A 22,039-nucleotide genomic window follows, 5' to 3' on the forward strand; every position below is an offset into this window, starting at 1 on the left:
GGCACGGCCGTGTGGATGACCGCTCCTCCAATCGTCTTCGGCCGATTGCAGAGCGACAATGCCCAATTGCCGGTTGAAATATTTTTCATTTGCAAATAGAAATGTTCAAACCGTTGATTTGGACGCTGCGGCGCGTCAGGAACTGGAGGAAGCGACATGTCCCATCCGCAATTTGCAGCGGAACTTCTGCAGCGCGCTGAACAGCAGGGGCCGATCACCATCGGGCTTGCCGGCGCCGGACAGATGGGCACCGACATCGTCGTCCAGGTCGCGCTGATGCCGGGCATGCGGATCGGCGCCATTTCCGAAGTCAGGCCGCAGGCAGCGATCGACGCGGCGCTGCTCGCTGGCCATGACCGTTCCGACATCGTCCATGCCGGCAATGCGGCCGCGATCGACCGCGCCATCGAGGCCGGCAAGATCGCGGTGACCGAAGATTTGCATGCGCTGGCGGCGGCCGGCCGGATCGACGTCATCATCGACGCAACGGGTAATCCCAATATCGGCACGCTGTTTGCGCTCGAAGTGATGAAGAACGGCAAGCATATCGTCATGCTCAATGTCGAGGCCGACATCACCATCGGCCGCTTCCTCAAGGAGGAGGCACGCAAGGCCGGCGTCGTCTATACCGGTGCCGCCGGCGACGAGCCCGCCTGCACGCTGGAGATCATCGGCTTTGCCAAAAGCCTCGGCTTCAACATCATCGCCGCCGGCAAGGGCAAGAACAATCCGCTGAAGATCGACGCCATGCCGGCCGACTACGAGAAGGAGGCGGCCGAGCGCAACATGAATGCGCGCATGCTGGTCGAATTCGTCGACGGCTCGAAGACGGCGATCGAGATGGTGGCGATCGCCAATGCGACCGGCCTGGTGCCCGACGTGCCGGGCATGCACGGCCCGACCGCGACGCTGGAGGAGTTGGCCAGCGTGCTTTGCCCGCGCGAGGATGGCGGCGTGCTGCATCGCAAGGGCGTGGTCGATTACTCGATCGGCAAGGGAGTGGCGCCCGGCGTGTTCTGCATCATCGAGACCCGGCATCCGCGTGTGCTGGAGCGCATGATCGACCTCAAGGTCGGCAAGGGCCCCTATTTCACGATCTTCCGGCCCTATCATCTGACCAGCCTGGAAGTGCCGCTGTCGGCGGCGCGCGCCGTGGTCTACAAGCGGGCCGACATGGAGCCGCTCGACCATCCTGTGGCCGAGGCGGTGGCGGTCGCCAAGAGCGATCTTGGCGTTGGCCAGTCGCTCGGCATGATCGGCGAGAACGACTATCGCGGCTTCGCCATGACCTGGGGGGATGCGCGCGCCCGCGGCGCCCTGCCGCTCGGCCTTGCCGAACGCGCCAAGGTGGTCAAGCCGCTCAAGACCGGCGACTTCCTGACCTACGAAAATTGTGTACCCGACGATTCGATGGTGATAACCCAGATCCGCCGCCGTCTCGACCAGTCGGACGGACGGTTCGTTACAAACGCAGCCTGACCCCGCCGGATCTCCGCCTGATGGACGATGTCGTAATCGGGATCGACGCCTCGACCACGGCCGTGAAGGCGATTGCCTTCGCGCGCGACGGCGAGGAGCTGTTCCAGGCGCGCGAGCCGTACCCGCTTTCAAATCCGAAGCCCGGCCATTTCGAGCAGGACGCCGAACATTGGTGGACGGCGCTGCTTGGCGCATTGAAGCAGGTCACCGAGGCGGTCGGCGCTACGCGGGTGGCGGCGATCTGCATCGCTCACCAGCGAGAGACCTTCACGCTGGTGGACAGCGCCGGCAAAGCACTCATGCCGGCGATCCTGTGGCTCGACGAACGCGCCCGGCCGCAGGTTATCAGGCTTTCGGCCGAACTCGGCCGCGAGGCGATCCGCGACTGGAGCGGCAAGCCCCCGGACCCGACGCCGGCGCTCTACGCCATTGCCTGGCTTGCCGAGCACCAGCCGCAAGTGCTTCGCCAGGCAGCGGCACTGGTCGACGTGCACGGTTTCTTCGTCCAGCGGCTGACCGGGCGATTGGTCACCAGCACCGCAAGTGCGGATCCGCTCGGGCTGCTCGACGTCGAGAAAGGTACCTGGCATCCCCGCCTCGTTGCGGCCGCCGGACTGCAGATGGAGCAATTGCCCGAGCTGGTCGCGCCGGGCGTGGTCTGCGGCAGTCTTTCCGCAAGCATAGCGCAGCTGACCGGCCTGAGGGCCGGCACGCCGGTCGTTGCCGGCGCTGGGGACGGCCAGGCGATGGGCCTCGGCATGGGCGTCTACGGCGAGGGCAAGAGCTATCTCTCGCTCGGCTCCGGCGTGGTCAGCGGCTGCTATTCCGGCAAGGTGAAAACCTCGGACGCCTTTCGCACGCTGGTCTCGCCGACCGGCTCCGGATTCATGCTGGAGACCGTGCTGCGATCGGGCATGCAGCTGGTCGACTGGATCGTGCGAACCACCGGTTCGCCCTCGGCGGCAGCGCTGGAGAAAGTGGCGCTGGATGTTGCCGCGGGCAGCGAGGGCCTGCTCATCATGCCCTATTGGGCCGGCGTCATGAGCCCGTATTGGGACGGTGCGGCGCGCGGCGCCATTGTCGGCCTGTCGCTCGATCACCGGCCGGAGCATCTCTTCCGCGCTGTCCTGGAAGGCATCGCCTTCGAGCAGGCCGTCGCCACCGAGGCCATGGAAGCCCAGGCCGGCGGACCGGCGGCGATGATTGCCGCCGGCGGCGGCACCAATTGCGCGCTGCTAATGCAGATCATGGCAAGCGTGCTCGAGCGGCCGCTCTCGGTTTCGCCGGTCAACGAAGCCGCCGCACTCGGCGCTGCCATGCTGGCGGCAGCGGCTGTCGGCTGGTTTGCCTCGCCGGAAGCCGCAGCAGAGGTAATGGCTGCCGCTCCCACCAGGCATGTCGATCCGGTCGACGGGCTTGTCGCCGCCTATCGCAGCCGCAAGGAAATCTACCGCGACCTTTATCAGGCGACGCGCGACATCCACACCCGCCTCGGCGCTCTCGACGAAATCTAGCGGTTGAGCAGCCCCTTGGCCGCATCCTCGTCGGTGATCAGAACCGATACCTTGGTGTTGGCCAGCGCCGCCCGCATGATGGCAATCTTTTCCTGCCCTCCCGAAACCAGGATTATGCTAGGAATATCCGACAGATCCTGCAGCGGATAGGCACAGACGCGGCGGTTGACCTCGTGGTCGACCGGGCGGCCCTCGGCGTCGATGAAATGACACAGAATATCGCCGACGGCACCGGCCGCCTGCAGTTCCTCGAGTTCACTTGGCTTGATGAAGCCGTAATTGGCGATCGGGCTGTCGCTGGAAAACGAGCCGACGCTGAGCACGGCGATGTTTGCCCGGCGCGCGCGGAAAACAACATCCTGAACGCTGCGCTGGCTCATGAAAGCATCGCGCTGCTCCGGCCTGTCGGCATAGACCGGCACCGGCAGCAGGAAACACTCCGCACCGATCTTCTCGGCGAAATCCCAGGCGCTTTCGGTCGGGTTGAGCGGCTGTGCATGGGTGAGGCCGCCAAGCATCGAAACCACCGTTGTCCTGGCGATCGGCCGCCGTGGCAATTCATTGATGGCGAATTTCAGCGTCCGCCCCCAGCCCAGCGCGATGACATCGCCGGCGTTCACATGGTCGGCCAGGTAGGCGGCGGCGGCGTGGCCGATCATCAGCGGCGCGTTGCTTCGGTCGGCCGCCGACGGTACCACAACAGCCTGGCTGAGCCCGAAGCGCTGCTTGAGGCTTTCCTCCAGGATCACGCATTCGACAACGCTGTCGCGGATGCGGAACTGGACGACACCCTCTTCGCGGGCGGCCGAGAGAATGCGATGCACCTTGATGCGGCCGACGCCGAGAATTTCGGAAATCCGCTCCTGCGTAAGACCCTCGACATAATAGTGCCAGGCGGCGCGGGCCTTGAGTTCGGCGTCGGGGAAGCGCGAGGCTCTTTCGTTCTCTATGATCGTCATCTGTTTGCCTTGCCGCAGTCGCCGGCTCTGCTCATGATATTCCAATCCGGCGACTTCGAAATGCCCAAGATTTCCGAGACATTGCGTAAGGCAAACCGGCGAACAGCGCAAACCGTGCTCGAATGAAGCGGGCAGGTCTTGACAATTTTCCGACGAACAGTTTAGCTGAACAAAATTGCATGTTAAAGATAAATTGTTCATAGGGAGGGGCCTGGTGAACAAAGTGGCCCGGTGATGCAGCGCCGGATTGCTGTGGAGGAGACAAAGTGGCTGTGAGCAACGACGCAAGCAATTTGAAGGCAGGCGAGTTGAAGGCAGGCTCTGGCGCGCAGGCTACGGCGGGCGCAAGGTTTTCGGCTGTCTTTGCCGGAACCATGGGCCCGCTGATCGGGCTGGTTCTGCTGTGCGTGGCGCTCTCGCTAACCACCGACACCTTCCTGACTTTCCGCAACATCCTCAACGTTCTCGACCAGGTCACCGTGCTCGGCATCATGGCGATCGGCATGACGCTGGTCATCCTGATCGGCGGCATCGACCTGTCCGTCGGCTCGGTACTGGCGCTGGCTTCCATGGTGATGGGCTTCGTCGCCCATCCGGACTATCTCAATCTCGGCCTGCCGGCCGGCATCGCCGCAGCCCTCGTCGTCGCCGGCCTTTGCGGGCTGGTTTCGGGCCTGCTGGTGACGGTCACCAAGCTGCCGCCCTTCATCGCCACGTTGGCGATGATGTCGGTGGCGCGCGGCCTCGCCAACATGATCACCGACGGCTCGCAGATCGTCGGCTTTCCCGACTGGTTCACCAGCCTGTCGATAATCCGCCATTTCGGATTCCTCTCGGTCACCGTCGGGCTGATGATCGTGCTTGCCGTCATTTTCGCGATCTTCCTGAATTATCGCGCTACCGGCCGTAGCCTGTACGCGATCGGCGGCAGCGCCGAAGTCGCCCGGCTGTCCGGCATACCAGTCAAGTCGCTGACCAACTGGGTCTATGCGATCTGCGCCGTGCTGGCCGGTCTCGCCGGCATCGTGCTTGCCGCCCGGCTCGATTCCGTCCAGCCGAGCTCCGGCCTTGGCTACGAACTCGACACCATCGCGGCGGTGGTGATCGGCGGCGCCAGCCTGTCGGGCGGCGTCGGTTCGATCGGCGGCACAGCCATCGGCGTCCTCATCATCGGCGTGCTGCGCAACGGGCTGAACCTGCTCGGTGTCTCGCCCTTCATCCAGCAAGTGGTTATCGGCGTGGTGATCGCGCTGGCGGTGGCCACCGACACGTGGCGGCGCCGAGCACAATGAAGAATGGGGCACAATGAAGAATTGGGCTCAATGAGATTCGCCCCGATATTCGGGCGAAAACGGATCGGTGATCCGAAACTGGGAGTTGTTCGGCCAAGGGGCGCCGCGATGCGCGGGCAGGACAGATTGAACATCAACGGAGGAATAAACATGCTGACCAAACGTTCATTGCTGCTTGCCGCCGCGGCCGTCATCCCGCTGCTTGGCCTGTCCGACATGGCCTCGGCCAAGGAGGCCAAAAAGCTCGGCCTCGCCGTCGCCAATCTGCAGGCCGACTTCTTCAATCAGATCAAGCAGTCCGTCGAAGCCTACGGCAAGGAAAAGGGCATAGAGGTCGTTACCGTCGATGCCAAGGGCGATTCGGCGACCCAGGTCAGCCAGGTACAGGACCTGATCACGCAAAACATCGACGCGCTGATCTACATTCCGGCCGGCGCCACCGCCGCCACCGTGCCGACCAAGACCGCCAAGGCTGCCGGCATCCCAGTCATCAATGTCGACCGCAACGCCGACGGCGCGCCCGGCGACACCTTCATCGCCACCAACAGCGTGGCATCGGCCAAGGCGGTTTGCGACTACATCGCCAAGCAGGCCGGCGGCAAGGGCGAGTTGATCATCATCCACGGCCAGAAGGGCACGACGCCCGAGGTCGACCGCTCGAAGGGCTGCGGCGAAGCGCTGAAAGGCTATCCCGACATCAAGGTTGTCGGCGAATTGTGGAGCGAAGGCTGGCACCAGGACGAAGGCTTCAAGCTGACGCAGGATCTGTTGCAGTCGCACCCCGACGTGTCGATCGTCATCGGCCAGGCCGACGCGCTGGCGCTCGGTGCGGCGCAGGCCGTCAAGGTCGCCAATCCCGGCCACAAGGTCTGGGTTGCCGGCTTTGACGGCGACGTGGCGGCGCTCAAGGCACTGAAGGACGGCGTCTTCGACGTGACCGCGACGCAGCAGACCCAGGGCATGGGCCGGCTCGCCGTCGATGCAGCAATCAAGCTGGTGGCCGGCGAGACCATTCCCGCCGAACAGCTGCAGGATGCGACGCTGACCACCAAGGACAATGTCGAACAGTTCATCGCCAAGCATCCCTGATTGAGACCAGTCCGGCAATCGACGAGCGCAACGATGTCCACCGATCCTCGCCACACGCACAGCCCCCATAACGGGCTCGTCGTCAGCGGCCTCTGCAAAAGCTACGGGCCGGTGCAGGTCCTGGCCGATGCGAGCTTCGAGGTGCGGCCGGGCGAGGTCGTGGCGCTGCTTGGCGAAAACGGCGCCGGCAAGTCGACTGTCTCGAACATCATCGCCGGGTCGACGAAACCCGATGCCGGCACCATCACCTGGCGGGGGAACGCTTATTCCCCCGCCAATCCTGCCGCGGCGATCGACGTCGGCATCGGCATGATCCACCAGGAGCTGAAGCTCTTGCCCGATCTGTCGGTCGCCGAAAACGTCTATGTCGGGCGCCTGCCGATGCGTGGCGGCCGCATCGACCGCGCGGCAATGAATGCGCGGGCATCGGCCCAGTTGAAGCGCCTCGGCCTCGATGTCTCGCCCGAGCGCAAGGTGCGCACGCTGCGTATCGCCGCCCAGCAGCAGGTCGAGATCGCCAAGGCGCTGACGCTCAATGCCGAGCTGCTGATCTTCGACGAACCAACCGCAGCCCTTGGCGGCGAGGAAACGGAGCTCCTGTTCCAGCAGATCCGCAAGCTCAAGGCGGAAGGCATGTCCTTCATCTATATCAGCCACCGGCTGGACGAGATCGCCCAGATCGCCGATCGCGTGGTGGTGATGCGCGACGGGCGCATCGTCGCCCGGCACGAGCGCGCCGACATTCCGGTGCGCACTGTCGTCGAGCAAATGGTCGGCCGCAGTGTCGAGCGGATGTTCCCTACGGTATCGGCGCCGGGCAACGACACGCTGCTCGAGGTCGAGAACCTGTCCTCGCCGGAACGCAGCTTTCAAAATGTCAGCTTTTCAGTGCGGGCCGGCGAAATCCTCGGCATTGCCGGGCTGATCGGCGCCGGACGCACGGAGCTGGTGCGGGCGATCGCCGGTGCCGATCCGATCTCATCGGGATCGGTGCGCGTCGCCGGCAAGCCGGTGCATCTCAATGGCCCGGCGGCGGCGATCAAGGCCGGCGTCGTCCTGGTACCGGAAGACCGCAAGGCGCAGGGCGTGGTGCTCGACCAGACGATCGGCGAGAACCTGGCGATCGGCAATTTCGACCATGTCGCGCCGAATGGCTGGGTGTTCCCGAAGGCGGTGCAGAAATTCGCCGAGGCCGGCATTCGCCGGCTCGGCGTCAAGGGCCGGCCGAACCAGGCGGTCAGCAAGCTTTCCGGCGGCAACCAGCAGAAAGTGATCATCGCCAAATGGGTGTCGCGCCCGCCCAAGGTATTCATCCTGGACGAGCCGACGCGCGGCATCGACGTCGGTGCACGCGCCGCGATCTATGATGTCATCGCCGACCTTGCCCGCTCCGGCATGGCGGTGGTGGTGGTGAGCTCCGACCTCGAGGAAGTTCTCGGCCTGTCGCATCGCGTGCTGGTGGTGAGCCGCGGCCGGCAACGCGGCATTCTCGACCGCAGCGAAGCAAGCAATATCGCCGTGATGGAACTCGCCACGAGCTAGGAACAGCCCATCGAAACAAAGCGCAGCAGGTGGTATCCTCCCGGGCACCAGACCGCGCGGGGCGCCAGCAACAGAGTTGGCGCCCCTTTATTTCCGGAGGACGGCGGTTGGAGCAGAGGGACCGACGATGAAATTATTCGACCTTCATGGTGACGTGGCACTTGTGACAGGCGCCGGCAGCGGCATCGGGCAGGCAATCGCCATTGGGCTGGCCGAGGCCGGCGCCGACATAGCCTGCTTCGGCCACGCCTCGAAAGGCGGGCTGGAGGAGACCGCGCACCGGATCACGGCACTCGGCCGCAAGGCGCTGGTGCTGAACGGCACGGTGACTTCAGAGGCCGATCTCGCGGCCGCGATCGAGCGTACGGAGATGGAACTCGGCGCGTTGACCATCGCCGTCAATAATGCCGGCGTCGCCGGAGCTGAACCGGCAGAGATGCTGTCGCTGGAGAAATGGCAGAAGCTCTATGACGTCAATGTCAGCGGCGTGTTCCTGTCCTGCCAGGCCGAGGCCCGCGCCATGCTGACGCGGCGCAATGGCTCGATCATCAACATCGCGTCGATGTCGGGCTCGATCGTCAATCGCGGCCTGACCCAGGCGCATTACAATTCGTCGAAGGCCGCGGTGATCCACATGTCGAAGAGCCTCGCCATGGAATGGGCCGATCGCGGCCTGCGCGTCAATGTCGTCAGCCCCGGCTACACGCTGACGCCGATGAACAAGCGGCCGGAGGTCGCCGACCAGGTCAAAATCTTCGAGCGCGACACGCCGATGGGCCGCATGGCGGCGCCGGAGGAGATGGTCGGCCCGACCGTGTTCCTGGCCAGCCGCGCCTCGAGTTTCGTCACCGGCATCGACCTGATCGTCGATGGCGGCTTCGTCTGCTGGTAGGAGAAAAAATGCAGATGCGATTCCAGGGAAAAACGGCGGTCATCACCGGCGCCAGCGGCGGCATTGGTGCGGCAATGGCCAGGCGCTTCGCGGCGGAAGGTGCCGCGGTCGTCGTCAGCGCCATCGACGCGCGCGTCGACGAGGTCGCCGCCGATCTCAAGGCTGCGGGCGCCAGGGTCGCATCGCTGCGCATGGACGTGACCAAAAAGGACGAGGTCGTCGCCCTTTATGACCTGGCCGAGCAACAATTCGGCCGCATCGACATCTCCGTGCAGAATGCCGGTGTCATCACCATCGCCAGGATCGAGGCGATAACCGAGGCCGAATGGGACAAGGTGATGGCGGTCAACACCAAGGGCGTGTTCCTGTGCTGCCAGGAGGCGATCGCGCGCATCCGCAAGCATGGCGATGGCGGCCGGCTGATCAACACCGCATCCGGCCAGGCGCGGCAGGGCTTTATCTACACGCCGCATTATGCGGCCTCGAAATTCGGCGTCGTCGGCGTCACCCAGAGCCTGGCCAAGGAAGTGGCCAAGGAGAAGATCACCGTCAACGCGATCTGCCCCGGCATCATCGACACCGATATGTGGGCCTATAACGACGCCGCATGGGGCAAGTTGATGGGCGACTACAAGCCCGGCGAGCTGATGGCCGAATGGGTGAAGAACATCCCGATGGGCCGCGCCGGCAGCGGCGAGGATGTCTCCGGCCTGGTCAGCTTTCTCGCCAGCGAAGATGCGGCCTACATCACCGGCCAGACCATCAATGTCGATGGCGGCCTGATCATGTCGTGAGCGGCGCGGGCCGACGTACCATCCACCGGATATGAAAGCCGCTTCGCTGCGTTCAGCCTGGTCGGCCGGCCCGTGCCAATCCATGCTCCACGAGCCGGTCGATGATTTCGGAATAGCTGACGCCGCTCGCCGCCATTGCCTTGGAATACATGCTGATATCGGTGAAGCCGGGGATGGTGTTGATTTCATTGACCAGGAATTGCATGTCCGGTGTCAGGAAAAAGTCGACGCGCGCCATCCCGTCACAGCCGACGGCTCTGAAAGCCCTTGCGGCCACGTCCCGCATGGCTGCCTCGACCTCCGGCGGCAGTTCGGCCGGCACTTTAAGTGCCGCGCCGTTCTCGTCGATGTATTTGGCATCGTAGCTGTAGAAATCGTGGCTTTCGGCCGGCACGATCTCGCCTGGCCGCGAGACGAACAGGTCGCCTGCCGGGTCCTCCAACACGCTATATTCGATCTCGCGCCCACGAATGAATTCCTCGGCCAACAGCTTGCAATCGTGCCGGAAGGCTTCAGCAAGCGCTCCATCGAATTCCTGGCTGGCATGGACTTTTCCGACGCCGACAGACGATCCCTGACGCGCCGGTTTGATGAAGAACGGCAGGCCGAGTTCGCTTTCCAGTGCAGCGAGGGCGGGCGCCGCACCTTCATGGATCGTCACTGAGCGCGCGATTGGCAGCCCCGCCGCTTCCAGGAGCCGTTTGGCGATGTCCTTGTCCAGCGCGGTTGCCGAACCCAGGATGCCGCAGCCGGCGAGCGGCACCCGAGCCACCTCGGCCACCCCCTGTACCGAGCCGTCTTCGCCATGAGGGCCGTGCAGGACAGGAAACAGGATGTCGATCTTCGGCAGATCATAGGGCGTGCCGTCGGCCGGGATCGCCATCATCCGTCCGCGCCCGCCCGGAACCAGGCAAACTTCCATGCCGGCCGCAGGTTTTGCGAGCGTACCATCCTGGAAGCTGCTCAGCAGCCACTGTCCTTCGCTCGTGACGAAGATTGGGAGGGCATCGTATTTGGCGGACAGCAGCGCACGCATGACATTGGTTGCTGAAAGCACCGAAACGTCATGTTCGGCGGAACGTCCGCCAAAGAGCACGGCAATTCGCAGTCTGTTCAAGGAAGAGGTCATGAAAGCCTCGGATATGATCTGGTGTTGAAAGGTCACAAGCCGGCGGCGATCCCGCGGTTGGCGAAGAAGTAAGGCATTTTGGTCTGCTGCATTGTATCGGTACCCTGTCCTCGCGGCTCGCATACGGGATGACCGGCAACCTTGGCTTTTTTCGAACCGATCTGCGGGTCCATGTAAAAAGACGGGCCGTGAAATTGGCACCGGCGTTAATCGTTGCGCGACGTGAACGTTGGTATATATAATTTCATCCCATGAAAGTGGCTCTGGCGAGTTGCCGAGCCAACAGCCGAGATCATGGGACTTTGATGGTTTGCCCCTCAAGACCGGCGATCGATCCGTGGATGACTGCCTTGGCAGCAATCCTTCGGCAGTCATGACGCGGCCGGTCCCGCCACATCTTCACCAATTTGGGCACCACCCCCGTTTTGCGCCGGCATCCGCTTCGGCAGCATTGTGGCGCCTACGGCCTTGCGCAACGACCAGCTGTTCCAACACAATCAAAAAAGACGCAAGAAGGGAACTAACGATAACGTCCACCAGAGCTTGACAGGAGAACAAGCATGTCACTTCGGAGCATGATTTCGAATTTCTCAATGGGAGCCTTAACACTTGCCGCAGCCGCACTGACATCTTCGGCCTATGCGGCAGCGCCGGAATCCAACGACCCGATCAAGATCGCACTGTTCGATTGGACCAGCGTCAATCTGAACGCCAAGATCCTCGGCGGCATCCTCGAAAAGCTCGGCTATACCGTCGAGTATCCGACCGCCGACTATCTCTCCAGCCTGACCACCGGCCTGACCAATGGCGACATCGATGTCGGCCTGGAATTCTGGGACACGACGGCCGGCGAGGCGATGAAGGCCTCGGACGCGACGGGCCAGACCGAACGCCTCGGCAAGCTCGGACCCAAGGCCAAGGAAGAATGGTGGTTTCCCGAATATATGAAAGAGAAATGCCCCGGCCTGCCGAACTGGGAAGCGCTGAAAGATCCGAAATGCGCCGAGGCCTTTTCGACGGCCGAAACCACACCGAAGGGGCGCTATCTCGGCGGCCCGGTGACATGGGAAGGTTTTGACGACGAACGCGTCGAGGCGCTGAAACTGCCCTTCATCGTCATCCATGCCGGAACCGATGCGGCGATGTTCGCCGAACTGGACTCGGCCTATCAGCGCAAGGCGCCGATCATGCTGTGGATCTATTCGCCGCATTGGGCGCCGGCCAAATACAAGGGCGAATGGGTCGAATTCCCCGACTATACGACAGAGTGCTACACCGACCCGAAATGGGGTGTGAACCCCGACGCGAAATATGACTGCGGCAAGCCGCATGGCGAGATCTGGAAATATTCCTGGGCCGGCATGAAGGACAAATGGCCTGTCGCCTACAAGGTCGCGAAAAACTACACGGTCGACACCGACGAGCTCAACAAGATGAGCGGCGAGATCGATCTCGAAGGCAAGACGCCGGAAGACGTCGCCGCCGCCTGGATCGCCGCCCACGAAGCCGACTGGAAAGCCTGGGCCGAGTGACCGTCTGACTGGAAATCCGACGACCCGGCCATCCGTGGCCGGGTCTCGATCCCGTGTTCCAGAAGGACGATCGCATGACCGATACGATTGAACAGGCGGCGAAAGCGGGCAACGACGCCCGCCCGATAAAGCTTGCCTGTCGCAATGTCTGGAAGCTGTTCGGGGCGGACGCGGCCGATTTCATCCGCCGGCGCGACGGCAAGGCCAGCCTGGCGGACATCGCCGCTGCCGGACTGGTTGGCGCGGTGCGCGCCGTCGATCTCGAAATCCGCCAGGGCGAGATCTTCATCATCATGGGACTTTCGGGGTCAGGCAAGTCGACGCTGGTGCGCTGCATGTCGCGGCTGATCGAGCCGACCCACGGCAAGGTCGAGTTTGAAGGCAAGGACCTGCTCAAGATTTCCGATGCCGCGCTGATCGAGCTGCGACGCCACCGCATGGGCATGGTGTTCCAGAATTTTGCCTTGCTGCCGCATCTCAACGTACTGGAGAACATTGCCTTCCCCCTCGGCATCCAGGGGCAGGACCGGCCGACGCGCGAGGCGCGCGCGCGGGAAGTGATCGAGCTGGTCGGCTTGCGCGGTCGCGAGCATTTCTATCCGCGCGAGCTTTCCGGCGGCCAGCAGCAGCGCGTCGGCATCGCCCGCAGCCTCGCCACAAAGCCGGAAATCTGGTTCCTCGACGAGCCGTTCTCGGCCCTCGATCCGCTGATCCGCCGTGAGATGCAGGACGAGCTGATGCGGCTGCAGACCATGCTGCACAAGACCATCGTCTTCATTACCCATGATTTCGACGAGGCCATCCGGCTGGCCGACCGGATCGCCATCATGAAGGACGGCGAGGTCATCCAGATCGGCACGCCGGAAGAGCTGGTGGTCAATCCGGCGACCGACTATGTCGCCGAATTCACCCGCGATGTCGATCGCGCCAAGGTGATATCGGCGCGCAGCCTGATGCGCGCCTGCGACGGCGCCGAGTACGGCGGCACGGTCGCGCCGGATGCCAAGATATCAAGTTTTTCGGCTGATATCGTCTCTGCCGGCAAGCCCTTCGCGGTGGTCAACGGCACCGGCAAGCCGATCGGCTTAGTCACGCCGCAGGCAGTGATCGATCTTCTCGCCGGCATAGAACGTCGTGGGGCTGGCGCATGACGGTCACGGCAAGCGGCAGCGCAGCGAGGCCCCGGCCGGTTCAAACCTGGCTGGCGATCTGGGCCTGCGCGCTCGCCGCCGTGCTTATCGTCTTCCTGCTGCAGGAAAGCCTGCCCTGGGCGGTCAATTACCCGGCCGGCGCGATCGTTCCTGTCGCAGACTGGGTCGGTGCGCTGATGAACTGGGTGAAGTCGAACTTCTCCTGGCTGACCCGCTCGATCACCGCGGTGCTCGGCGTGCCGCTCGATTTCGCGCTCGGTCTTCTGGCCAAGAATTTCAAGATCGGCCATGGCGCGGATATGATCGTCTTGCCGCGCCTGTCCTGGGTCGGCGTCTGCGCTGCCGCCTACCTTGCCGGACGCGCCGCCGGCGGCTGGAAGCTGGGTGCGCTGGCCGGCGGCTGTTTTCTCTACATCGCGCTGTTCGGGCAGTGGACCAGCGCCATGCTGACGCTGGGCTTGATCTCGATCGCCGTGCCGTTTTGCATTGTCACCGGGCTGTTCGCCGGCATCTGGGCATGGCGCAAGCCTTGGGCGGAGAGGTTGTTGATCTCCCCTGCCCTCGATCTGATGCAGACGATCCCGACCTTCGCCTATCTGATCCCGATGCTGCTTCTGTTCGGCAACAGCCCGGTCTCGGCAATGATCGCGACGGCAATTTTCGCGACGCCGCCAATGGTGCGGGCGACGATGCTCGGCCTGTCGCGGGTGCCGTCGGAGATCGACGATTTCAGCGAGATGGCCGGCTGCACGGCACGGCAAAAGCTGTGGCGGGTGCTGTTGCCGTCGGCGCGGCCGACATTGATGGTCGGCGTCAACCAGGTCATCATGCTGGCGCTCAATATGGTGATCATCGCCTCGATGATCGGTGCCGGTGGGCTCGGCTATGACGTGCTTTTGGCGTTGCGCGCGCTCAAGGTCGGCGAGGCGATGGAAGCTGGCCTCGCCATCGTCGCACTGGCAATTGCACTCGACCGGCTGAGCCAGGCGATCGCGCACAATCACGCCAAGGGCAATGTCCGCCATCAGGCCAGCACGAGTTTCTGGCGGCGCTATCCCAATCTGACGCTGGCCGTTGCCATCCTCGCCGTCGCCACGCTGCTCGGCCTGTTCGTGCCGGCGTTCGCCGCGGTGCCGAAAGCGATCACCTTCACCACCGCGCCTTTGTGGAAGGCGGCGGTGAACTGGATCACCATCAACTTCTTCGACACGATCGAAGCGTTCCGCGTGGCGCTTATCCTCAATGTGCTCAACCCGGTGCGCGCCTTCTGCGAGGGCTTTCCGTGGCTGGGCGCGGTGTGTCTCCTCGGCCTTGCCGGCTACCAGCTCGGCGGCTTGCGCCTCGCCGCCCTGGTCGCGGCATTGACAGCGTTCTGCGCCGCCACCGGACTTTGGGAAAAGACCATGGCGACGGTCTATTTGTGCGGCATCTCGGCCTTTATCGCCTGCCTGATCGGCATCCCGATCGGGCTGATGGCATCGCGCAGCGACCGCTTCGAAAAGATCGTCACGCCGGTCATCGACACGCTGCAGGTGCTGCCGTCGTTCTGCTTCATCATTCCGGTGGTCATGCTGTTCAGGGTCGGCGACGTCACCGCGATGATCGCCACCGTCGCGTTCGCCGTGGTGCCGGCCATCCGCTATACCAATCACGGCATCCGGCAGGTGCCGCCGGCGCTGATCGAGGCGGCGAAGGTTTCGGGCTGCACCAGGCGCCAGACCTTCTTTCGCGTGCAGCTGCCGCTGGCGTTGCCCGAGATTATGCTCGGCGTCAACCAGACCATCCTGATGGCGCTGGCGATGATCATCATCTGCGCCATGGTCGGCACGCGCGATCTCGGCCAGGAGGTGTTCATCGCCCTGTCCAAGGCCGATTCCGGTCGCGGCATCGTCGCCGGCCTGGCCATCGCCTTCATCGGCATCGTCGCAGACCGGCTGTTCAACGCCTGGACGGCGAAGGCTCGGGCAAGGCTGGGATAGTCCGGAATAGGACGGCCTCAGGAAGCTGCCGCCAAGCGCGCCGTTAACGAGGCACCGATCCCTACGCCTAAAGACATAGCCATTCGGGATTATTGCTCGTTTTTGCCTCACATCGTACGGCTGCCATGGGACGGGCAGGCTCAACAGGAGAGCGGATAATGTCTACACGCGTTCCCTTTACTACCGGTGATCTAGCAGATCATCAGCGGGGTATCGATGACGCCCTCACAGGCGATCCGAATACGAATATCTTGACCGGCGACGCTGGCGGCAGCCTGCTCGATTTCTCAAGAGGCGGCAACGACACCTTTACGGAAACCGCACCGTCGACCTACACCTTCTACGGCGACGCGGCTCGGAGCTTGTTCAATTTTGCTCGGGGCGGTGACGATACCTTCACCACGGGGCTGTCATCCTCCACCACTACTGCCTTTGGTGACGCGGGCGACGATATGTCGGACCATAGCAGGGGCGGCAACGATACCTTCAACAGTGGCGTGGCAAGGCAGGTAGTCGATACCTTCTACGCCGGCGGCAAGATGTTCGGCTATGCCCGGGGCGGGGATGACACTTTCCTGACCAGCACTGTACAAGGAGCTACCCACACCTTCTACGGTGATGCGGGCGGCGAAATGTCGGATCACAGCAAGGGCGGCAACGACACCTTCCAGGGCTCCAGGCAGGCCACGAACACCTTCTTCGGTGACTCCGGCAGCAACATGTCCGGCAATGCCCAGGGCGGCGACGACAGCTATACGAGCCGGACCGACTCGCTCAACACTTTCTACGGCGATGCCGGCGGCGATATGTCGGGCAACAGCAAGGGCGGCAACGACACGTTCACGGGCGCGTTCTTTTCCACCAGCACTTTCTTCGGCGATGCCGGCGGTGACATGTCGGACCATGCTCAGGGCGGCGACGACCGTTACACAGACCTAGGTGGGGCGATCCCGAGCAAAACTCTTTATGGCGATGCGGGCGGCGATCTTTCCGGTTTTGCCGCGGGCGGCAACGACAACTTCACGAGCGCGGGTGGCTCGGAGATAACTTTCTACGGCGACGCGGGCGGCAGTATGTTCGACCATGCGCTTGGGGGCGATGATGTGGCCGTGCTGCACGGCACCCATAATTTGGGGTATGGCGACGCTGTCACGATGCTCGGCAGCGCTGTGGGCGGCAATGACACCCTGACCGGCGGGGACAAAAGCGCCTTTCCTGATGTTCTAAACGAGTTGTACGGCGACGCATTCGCTATGTCGGAGTCCGCCACGGGCGGCAACGACATTCTTACCGGGGGCCACAACAGCGAAAGCGGCCAGGTCCGTAACTTCTTGTGCGGCGACGCTCTGCAGATGTCCGGTTCGGCCACGGGCGGCAACGATACCCTGTACGCCGGGAGCGCGGCACCCGGCTGTACGGTCATCAATGACATGTGGGGGGATGGGCAACTGAGCGAGTTGGCTCAGGGCGGCCGAGACCAATTCATATTCAAGGACGATGGTTCAATGACGGTCGGAACCCAAAACACCATCTACGACTTCAACCAGACCCAAGGCGACACCATCGTGTTTAGTGGCGTGGGGGCGTGCAATCGTTCGATGATCTCACAATTGCGCAAAGTGGAACCAGCACCATCATTACAGCGGGAGACGATCAAGTTACTCTCGCAAATTTTACGAGCCCGCTGGCAGCGAGTGACTTTCTGTTCGTCTGAGAGAGCGAAACCCTACCCTGTTCGAATGAACTGGAATGCGGTGAGAGTTCGTTGAAGATCGTCGCGGCCGGTCGCCCCAATAATGCTCGACCGGCCGATCGACAATTCCAGCCGCAGTCATGGATCAGGCGGCCAGGAATCTCTCGGTCAAACGAGCCCAGAGCGCTGCGCCGACGGTCAGATTGCCGTCGTTGAAATCATATTTCGAGCTGTGCAGGATGGCTGAATCCTCGCCGTTTCCGAGGCGCAGGAAGCAACCGGGTTTGTGTTCGAGGAAATAAGAAAAATCTTCGCTGCCGGGGATCAACGGGCAGACGGACACCTTGTCCTGACCGACGAGTTCGACAGCGATGTCTGTCGCAAAGGACGTCTCGCGCTCGGAATTGACCACCACCGGGTAGCCGCGCTCGTAATCGATCTCGACCGTTGCGCCATGCGCCTGCGCCACAAGTGCTGCGATATTGCGAATACGCTGCTCGAGCGTGTCGCGGATCTCGGCCGAGAAGGAGCGGACGCTCAGCGTGATTTCGGCGTGTTCCGGGATGACGTTGGAGGCCGTGCCTCCGTGAATCGTGCCGACGGTGACGACAGCCGTCTCGATCGGGTTGACGTTGCGCGACACAACCGTCTGCAGGGTCATGACGATGTTGGCGGCAGCGACGATCGGGTCGACCGTCAGGTGCGGACGCGAGGCGTGGCCGCCACGCCCGGCGATCCTGATGGTGACGGTATCGCTCGCCGCCATCAGCGGCCCGGCGCGCATCAGGAACGAACCCGTCGGCGCGCCCGGGTGGTTGTGCAGCCCGAATATCGCATCGCAGGGAAAGCGCTCGAACAGGCCGTCGGCGATCATCGCCTGCGCCCCGCTTCCCTTGCCGGCTTCCTCGGCCGGCTGGAAGATAAGGTTCACCGTGCCGTTGAAATGCCGTGTGCGCGCCAGGTATTCGGCGGCGCCGAGCAGCATCGTGGTGTGGCCGTCATGACCGCAGGCGTGCATCTTGCCGCTGGCCTGGCTGGCATAAGGGAGATTGGTCGCTTCGGTGATCGGCAGGGCGTCCATGTCGGCACGGATGGCGATGCTGCGGCCGCTGCCCTGGCGCAGGCGGCCGACGACCCCGAGCCCGCCGACATTGCGCGTCACCTCATAGCCCCAGCTTTCGAGCCGTTCGGCAACGTATGCAGCCGTTTCGTGCTCCTGGAATGAAAGCTCGGGATGCGCGTGCAGGTGCTGGCGGGCCGCTGCAAGCTCGGCGGCCTTGTCGGCGAAGTCGGAAATGTCGGCGAACTGGTTGGAGGTCTTTGGCATGGGAGGTCCTTTGCCGGCCGAGCAGGTGCCGCGCCGGCTTTGCTTTTAGATGAAACGGCTTAAGAAAGCCCGCGTGCGCGGGTGCCTGGGTTTAGCGAGAACCTCGTCCGGAGGTCCGGCCTCGATCACATTACCGTCGTCCATGAACACCACCCGATCCGCCGCTTCGCGGGCGAACCCGATCTCATGCGTGACCACGATCATGGTCAAGCCCTGCCTGGCGAGATCGCGCATGGTGGCGAGCACCTCGCCGACCAGCTCCGGATCGAGCGCCGACGTCGGCTCGTCGAAGAGCATCAATTTCGGGCGGATGGCGAGCGCACGGGCGATGGCGACGCGCTGCTGCTGGCCGCCTGAAAGCTGGCGCGGATAGGCGTCGATCTTGTCGGCAAGACCGACACGGGTCAGCAGTTCGCGGGCGTAGCCGATCGCCTCCTTGCGGTTCTCCCGGTGAACGCCGACCGGAGCCTCGATGACGTTCTGCAGGGTCGTCATGTGCGGATAGAGATTGAACTGCTGGAACACCATGCCGATCTTGCGCCGCTGCGCGGCGATCGCGCGGTCGGAAAGCTTGTCGAGGCGGCCGTCGTGCAACCGGTAACCGATCTGCTCGCCGTCCACCTCGATCGACCCCTGGTCGATCGCCTCGAGATGATTGATGCATCGCAGGAAGGTCGACTTTCCGGAGCCGGACGGTCCGAGAATGACCACCACCTCGCCAGGCGCGACGTCCAGATCGATGCCCTTCAGCACCTCGAGCGGGCCGAAGGCCTTGTGAACGTTGCGCGCCCGGACCAGGGGCGTGTCATGCGCGCTCATTGGCGGCCTCCAGGGTGGCGGTCGCCGTCTTCTCGCGCGCGCCGCGGTCGCCGCGGCTGTAGTGGCGTTCGATCGCGCCTTGCGCGACATTGAGGACCGAGGTGATCAGCAGGTACCACAGCACTGCAACCATCAGCAGCGGAATGATTTCGAAGGTGCGGTTGTAGATCGACTGCACCGAGTAGAGCAGGTCGGCCATGGCGATGACGCTGACAAGCGACGTCGCCTTGATCATGCTGATCAGCTGATTGCCGGTCGGCGGCACGATCGACCGCATCGCCTGCGGGATGATGATGCGCCGCAAGGCCCGCGCGCGGGTCATGCCGAAGGCTTCAGCCGTTTCGGCCTGTCCCTTGTCCACCGACAGCAGCCCGCCACGGATGATCTCGGCCATGTAGGCGGCCTCGTTCAGCGCCAGACCAAGAACGGCGGCCGTCAAAGGCGTGATCAGGTCGTTGGTGTTCCAACTGGCGAAGCCAATGGAAATGCGCGGAAACAGCGTCGAAAGGTTGTACCACAGGATCAATTGCACCAGCAGCGGCGTTCCCCGGAAGAACCAGATGAACAGGCCGGAGAGAAGGGATGCCAGCCTGTCGTTCGACATGCGCGCGATGGCGAGCAGCAGGCCGAGCACGATACCCAGGATCATCGCCACGACCGTCAGGCCGAGCGTTACGGAAAGCCCCTGCATGACCGTCGGATCGAAGAAATACTGGGCGACGACCGGCCAGCCGAAATTCGGGTTGACCGCAACGATATAGGCGAAGCCGGCTGCCACGGCGACGGTGAACGCCCAGAGCGCCAGCCGGACGAGCGGAAACGGCCGGTGGGCTCGTTTGACGTCGCGCAGCGCGTCGTCGGGATGTCGCGGCAGCCCGGCCGCGTAGGCAGCGGTGGCGTCGGTCATGGCAGCCTCTACTGGCCCTGGTTGATGCCTGGCGCATCGAGCATGTTCTTCTCGAGACCCCACTTCTTCATGACCGCGGCGTAGGTGCCGTTCTTCATCAGGATCTTGAACGCGTCGAGCAGCACGCCGCCCAGCGGCGAGCCCTTCTTGACGACGGCGCCTTGATAGATGTCCTTGAAGCCGTTGGCCTGGCCGACCCCGGCGAGTTCCAGCTGGCCCTTCGCCTGCTCGACGAAATAGGTCAGCGGCGCCTGCGAGGAGAAGAATGCGTCGGAGCGTTTCGACCGGACGGCCAGTATCGAGCTCGGCTGGTCGGTGAAGGATTGCACCTCGACGGCCGGCTTGCCCCCCTCGGTGCATTTCTGCGCCTGCTGCTTGATGACCTTTTCGGCCGAGCCACCCGACATGACGGCGATGCGCTTGCCGCACGCGGTGTCGAGCGAGGTGATGCCTTCCGGGTTGCCCTTCTCGACGGCGAAGACGACGTATTCGCGCACCCAATCGATGAAGTCGTTGGATTTCTGCCGGTCGGGATAGTCGCCGACAGGCCCCATCGCGAACTGATAACGGCCGGCATTGATGCCGCTCAGCAAAGCCGGCAGGCCGGCGACCGAGGCATGATCGATCTCGACACCGAGCAGCAGGCCGATGGCGTCGGAAATGTCCTTGGTCGCCCCCGACAGTTCGGTGCCGGTGACGATCTCATAGGGCGGGAACGAGCCGTTGTTGACGGCTGTGATCTTTCCCGCCGCGCGGATCTCTTCCGGCAGCCGGGCCCGCAAATCCTCGTTCACCGATTGCTTCTGGATATCCTGGGCAAAGCTGGCCTGCGCCAGCATGGTGACGAGCGAGGCGAATATGAAGCTGATTGTCCTCATGGCATTCTCCTTCGTGTTCTTCGTTGTGCGTTCTCAGGCTGCGGTGGCCCGCGATCTGGCCTCGAAAGGAAACAAGGCTTCGGCGGAAATCGGTTCCGCCAGAATGCCCTGGGCATGGAGCTCGGTGACGAAATCCTCGATCATGCGCCGGTTGGCCGGCAGGCCGCTGGCGTTCCAGGAGGCAGGCAGGTCGCGCCCCGCATGAAGCAGCTCCTCGAGGATCCAGGGCGAGGTATCGGCATATTTTCGGCGCTTTGCCGTCCAGACGCGCTGGCTTTCGTTGATCAGCCTGGCGAGTTCCTGCGGCAGCCAGGGGTGCTCCCTGACTAGCGCGGCCTTGACAGCGACCAGATGCATGCCCGGGACATAACCGACGTCGGCGAAATAGGCGCGTTCGGCCGCGCGAAAATCGCGCAGCACTTGCCGGAAGCCGGAAGCCGGGCCGAAAAAGCCGTCCGGCATGAAGGGCGTGAAAACGGCGTCGAGCTCGCCTTGCGCCAGCAGCTCCATCATCGGGCGCTCGCCTGGTGCTGCTTCGATGCGCCCCGGCCTGCCGAATCCGTCGAGGCGGTCGGCGATCGGGTGCCCCGATGTCAGCCTGCCGGCGAACCAATAGGCATCCTCGACGCCGACGCCTCCCCGGCGAAGTGCTGCGCGCGTCCATGTGTTGCCGGAATCGCGCCAGCCGGTCACGCCGATGCGTTTGCCGGCAAGGTCGGAAAGCCGTTCCAGCGGGCTGGTCTCGACCGTTATGATGCAGCGATGGCGAAAGCCGCGCATGATGAAGCACGGTAGTCCAACCACCGTATCGACGCCCGAAGCCATGGCCGACACATAACGGCTGAATGAGACCTCCGCCGCATCGTAGTGCGGATCGGTACCGAGGTCCGGAATGAGCGTGGCGACGCGATCAACCTTCACCGACAAGCGGCTCGAAGTAACGTCACCCAGCACCAAAGGGGTGAGATAGTCCCAATCGCGGGTGGCTACAGTGATGGAAACGGGCATCGGCATGAACTTCAACGCTATGTTTGACCGGCGATTGGTAAATGTTTATTTTTGG

General features: G+C 63.4%; 18 protein-coding genes. 11 read left to right on the plus strand and 7 right to left on the minus strand.

Annotated elements, in window-relative coordinates; translation table 11 throughout:
* Positions 1-156: 156 nt before the first annotated feature.
* Entirely contained in the window at positions 157-1,479 is a 1,323-nt protein-coding gene (locus NKI16_RS11650; protein ID WP_352590126.1) for an NAD(P)H-dependent oxidoreductase, read from the plus strand.
* A gap of 20 nt (positions 1,480-1,499) precedes the next feature.
* Positions 1,500-2,993, plus strand: a complete 1,494-nt coding sequence (locus tag NKI16_RS11655; RefSeq protein WP_352692642.1) for a xylulokinase — start codon at positions 1,500-1,502, stop codon at positions 2,991-2,993.
* Here the strand turns inward: NKI16_RS11655 and NKI16_RS11660 are convergent.
* The gene (locus NKI16_RS11660) at positions 2,990-3,952 is read right to left on the minus strand and encodes a sugar-binding transcriptional regulator (protein WP_352621190.1); all 963 of its coding nucleotides are present in this window, start codon (positions 3,950-3,952) and stop codon (positions 2,990-2,992) included. The two genes, NKI16_RS11655 and NKI16_RS11660, sit on opposite strands and share 4 nt — an antisense overlap.
* A gap of 308 nt (positions 3,953-4,260) precedes the next feature.
* Between NKI16_RS11660 and NKI16_RS11665 the strand changes: the two genes are divergently transcribed.
* From NKI16_RS11665 to NKI16_RS11685, 5 genes are all read left to right on the plus strand, one after another.
* The gene (locus NKI16_RS11665) at positions 4,261-5,244 is read left to right on the plus strand and encodes an ABC transporter permease (RefSeq protein ID WP_502897588.1); all 984 of its coding nucleotides are present in this window, start codon (positions 4,261-4,263) and stop codon (positions 5,242-5,244) included.
* Positions 5,245-5,394: 150 nt separating this feature from the next.
* A complete protein-coding gene (locus NKI16_RS11670; RefSeq protein ID WP_254820381.1) occupies positions 5,395-6,333 on the plus strand; it encodes a sugar ABC transporter substrate-binding protein in 939 nt (312 codons plus the stop codon).
* 33 nt (positions 6,334-6,366) lie between these two features.
* A complete protein-coding gene (locus NKI16_RS11675) occupies positions 6,367-7,875 on the plus strand; it encodes a sugar ABC transporter ATP-binding protein (RefSeq protein ID WP_352621184.1) in 1,509 nt (502 codons plus the stop codon).
* 127 nt (positions 7,876-8,002) lie between these two features.
* Positions 8,003-8,767 (plus strand): SDR family oxidoreductase, encoded by a 765-nt coding sequence (locus tag NKI16_RS11680; RefSeq protein ID WP_352590138.1) that lies wholly within the window; start codon positions 8,003-8,005, stop codon positions 8,765-8,767.
* An 8-nt stretch (positions 8,768-8,775) separates the two neighbouring features.
* Positions 8,776-9,561 carry an SDR family oxidoreductase gene (locus tag NKI16_RS11685; RefSeq protein ID WP_352590141.1) on the plus strand — a complete coding sequence of 262 codons (786 nt, stop codon included), beginning with the start codon at positions 8,776-8,778 and terminating at the stop codon, positions 9,559-9,561.
* 52 nt (positions 9,562-9,613) lie between these two features.
* On the opposite strand, the gene NKI16_RS11690 is transcribed toward NKI16_RS11685, so the two are convergent.
* Complete coding sequence (locus NKI16_RS11690; protein WP_352590425.1) at positions 9,614-10,690, minus strand: D-alanine--D-alanine ligase family protein; 1,077 nt, start codon at positions 10,688-10,690, stop codon at positions 9,614-9,616.
* Between the two features lie 560 nt (positions 10,691-11,250).
* On the opposite strand from NKI16_RS11690, the gene NKI16_RS11695 reads away from it, so the two are divergent.
* From NKI16_RS11695 to NKI16_RS11710, 4 genes are all read left to right on the plus strand, one after another.
* Entirely contained in the window at positions 11,251-12,222 is a 972-nt protein-coding gene (locus NKI16_RS11695) for an ABC transporter substrate-binding protein (protein ID WP_352839589.1), read from the plus strand.
* Between the two features lie 74 nt (positions 12,223-12,296).
* Positions 12,297-13,373: a quaternary amine ABC transporter ATP-binding protein gene (locus tag NKI16_RS11700; protein ID WP_031211022.1), complete on the plus strand. Its 1,077-nt coding sequence runs from the start codon at positions 12,297-12,299 to the stop codon at positions 13,371-13,373.
* Positions 13,370-15,352, plus strand: coding sequence for an ABC transporter permease (locus NKI16_RS11705; protein WP_023674018.1), 1,983 nt, complete (start codon positions 13,370-13,372; stop codon positions 15,350-15,352). The genes NKI16_RS11700 and NKI16_RS11705 overlap by 4 nt, the downstream gene beginning before the upstream one ends.
* 158 nt (positions 15,353-15,510) lie before the next feature.
* Complete coding sequence (locus NKI16_RS11710) at positions 15,511-17,121, plus strand: autotransporter outer membrane beta-barrel domain-containing protein (protein WP_352922768.1); 1,611 nt, start codon at positions 15,511-15,513, stop codon at positions 17,119-17,121.
* Positions 17,122-17,190: 69 nt separating this feature from the next.
* Here the strand turns inward: NKI16_RS11710 and NKI16_RS11715 are convergent, their stop codons facing one another.
* From NKI16_RS11715 to NKI16_RS11735, 5 genes are all read right to left on the minus strand, one after another.
* Positions 17,191-18,372 carry a M20 aminoacylase family protein gene (locus NKI16_RS11715; protein WP_352455185.1) on the minus strand — a complete coding sequence of 394 codons (1,182 nt, stop codon included), beginning with the start codon at positions 18,370-18,372 and terminating at the stop codon, positions 17,191-17,193.
* A 45-nt stretch (positions 18,373-18,417) separates the two neighbouring features.
* The gene (locus NKI16_RS11720) at positions 18,418-19,191 is read right to left on the minus strand and encodes an amino acid ABC transporter ATP-binding protein (RefSeq protein ID WP_023674014.1); all 774 of its coding nucleotides are present in this window, start codon (positions 19,189-19,191) and stop codon (positions 18,418-18,420) included.
* Positions 19,178-20,098, minus strand: a complete 921-nt coding sequence (locus NKI16_RS11725; protein WP_352452533.1) for an amino acid ABC transporter permease — start codon at positions 20,096-20,098, stop codon at positions 19,178-19,180. The genes NKI16_RS11720 and NKI16_RS11725 overlap by 14 nt, the downstream gene beginning before the upstream one ends.
* Positions 20,099-20,106: 8 nt before the next feature.
* On the minus strand, positions 20,107-20,937 hold the full coding sequence (locus tag NKI16_RS11730; protein ID WP_502897589.1) for an ABC transporter substrate-binding protein: 831 nt from the start codon (positions 20,935-20,937) through the stop codon (positions 20,107-20,109).
* A 72-nt stretch (positions 20,938-21,009) separates the two neighbouring features.
* Positions 21,010-21,984, minus strand: a complete 975-nt coding sequence (locus NKI16_RS11735) for a substrate-binding domain-containing protein (RefSeq protein ID WP_352569383.1) — start codon at positions 21,982-21,984, stop codon at positions 21,010-21,012.
* Between the last annotated feature and the right edge of the window lie 55 nt (positions 21,985-22,039).

This window comes from Mesorhizobium sp. M0698 (assembly GCF_040320455.1).
In the GTDB taxonomy this organism is placed as follows: domain Bacteria; phylum Pseudomonadota; class Alphaproteobacteria; order Rhizobiales; family Rhizobiaceae; genus Mesorhizobium.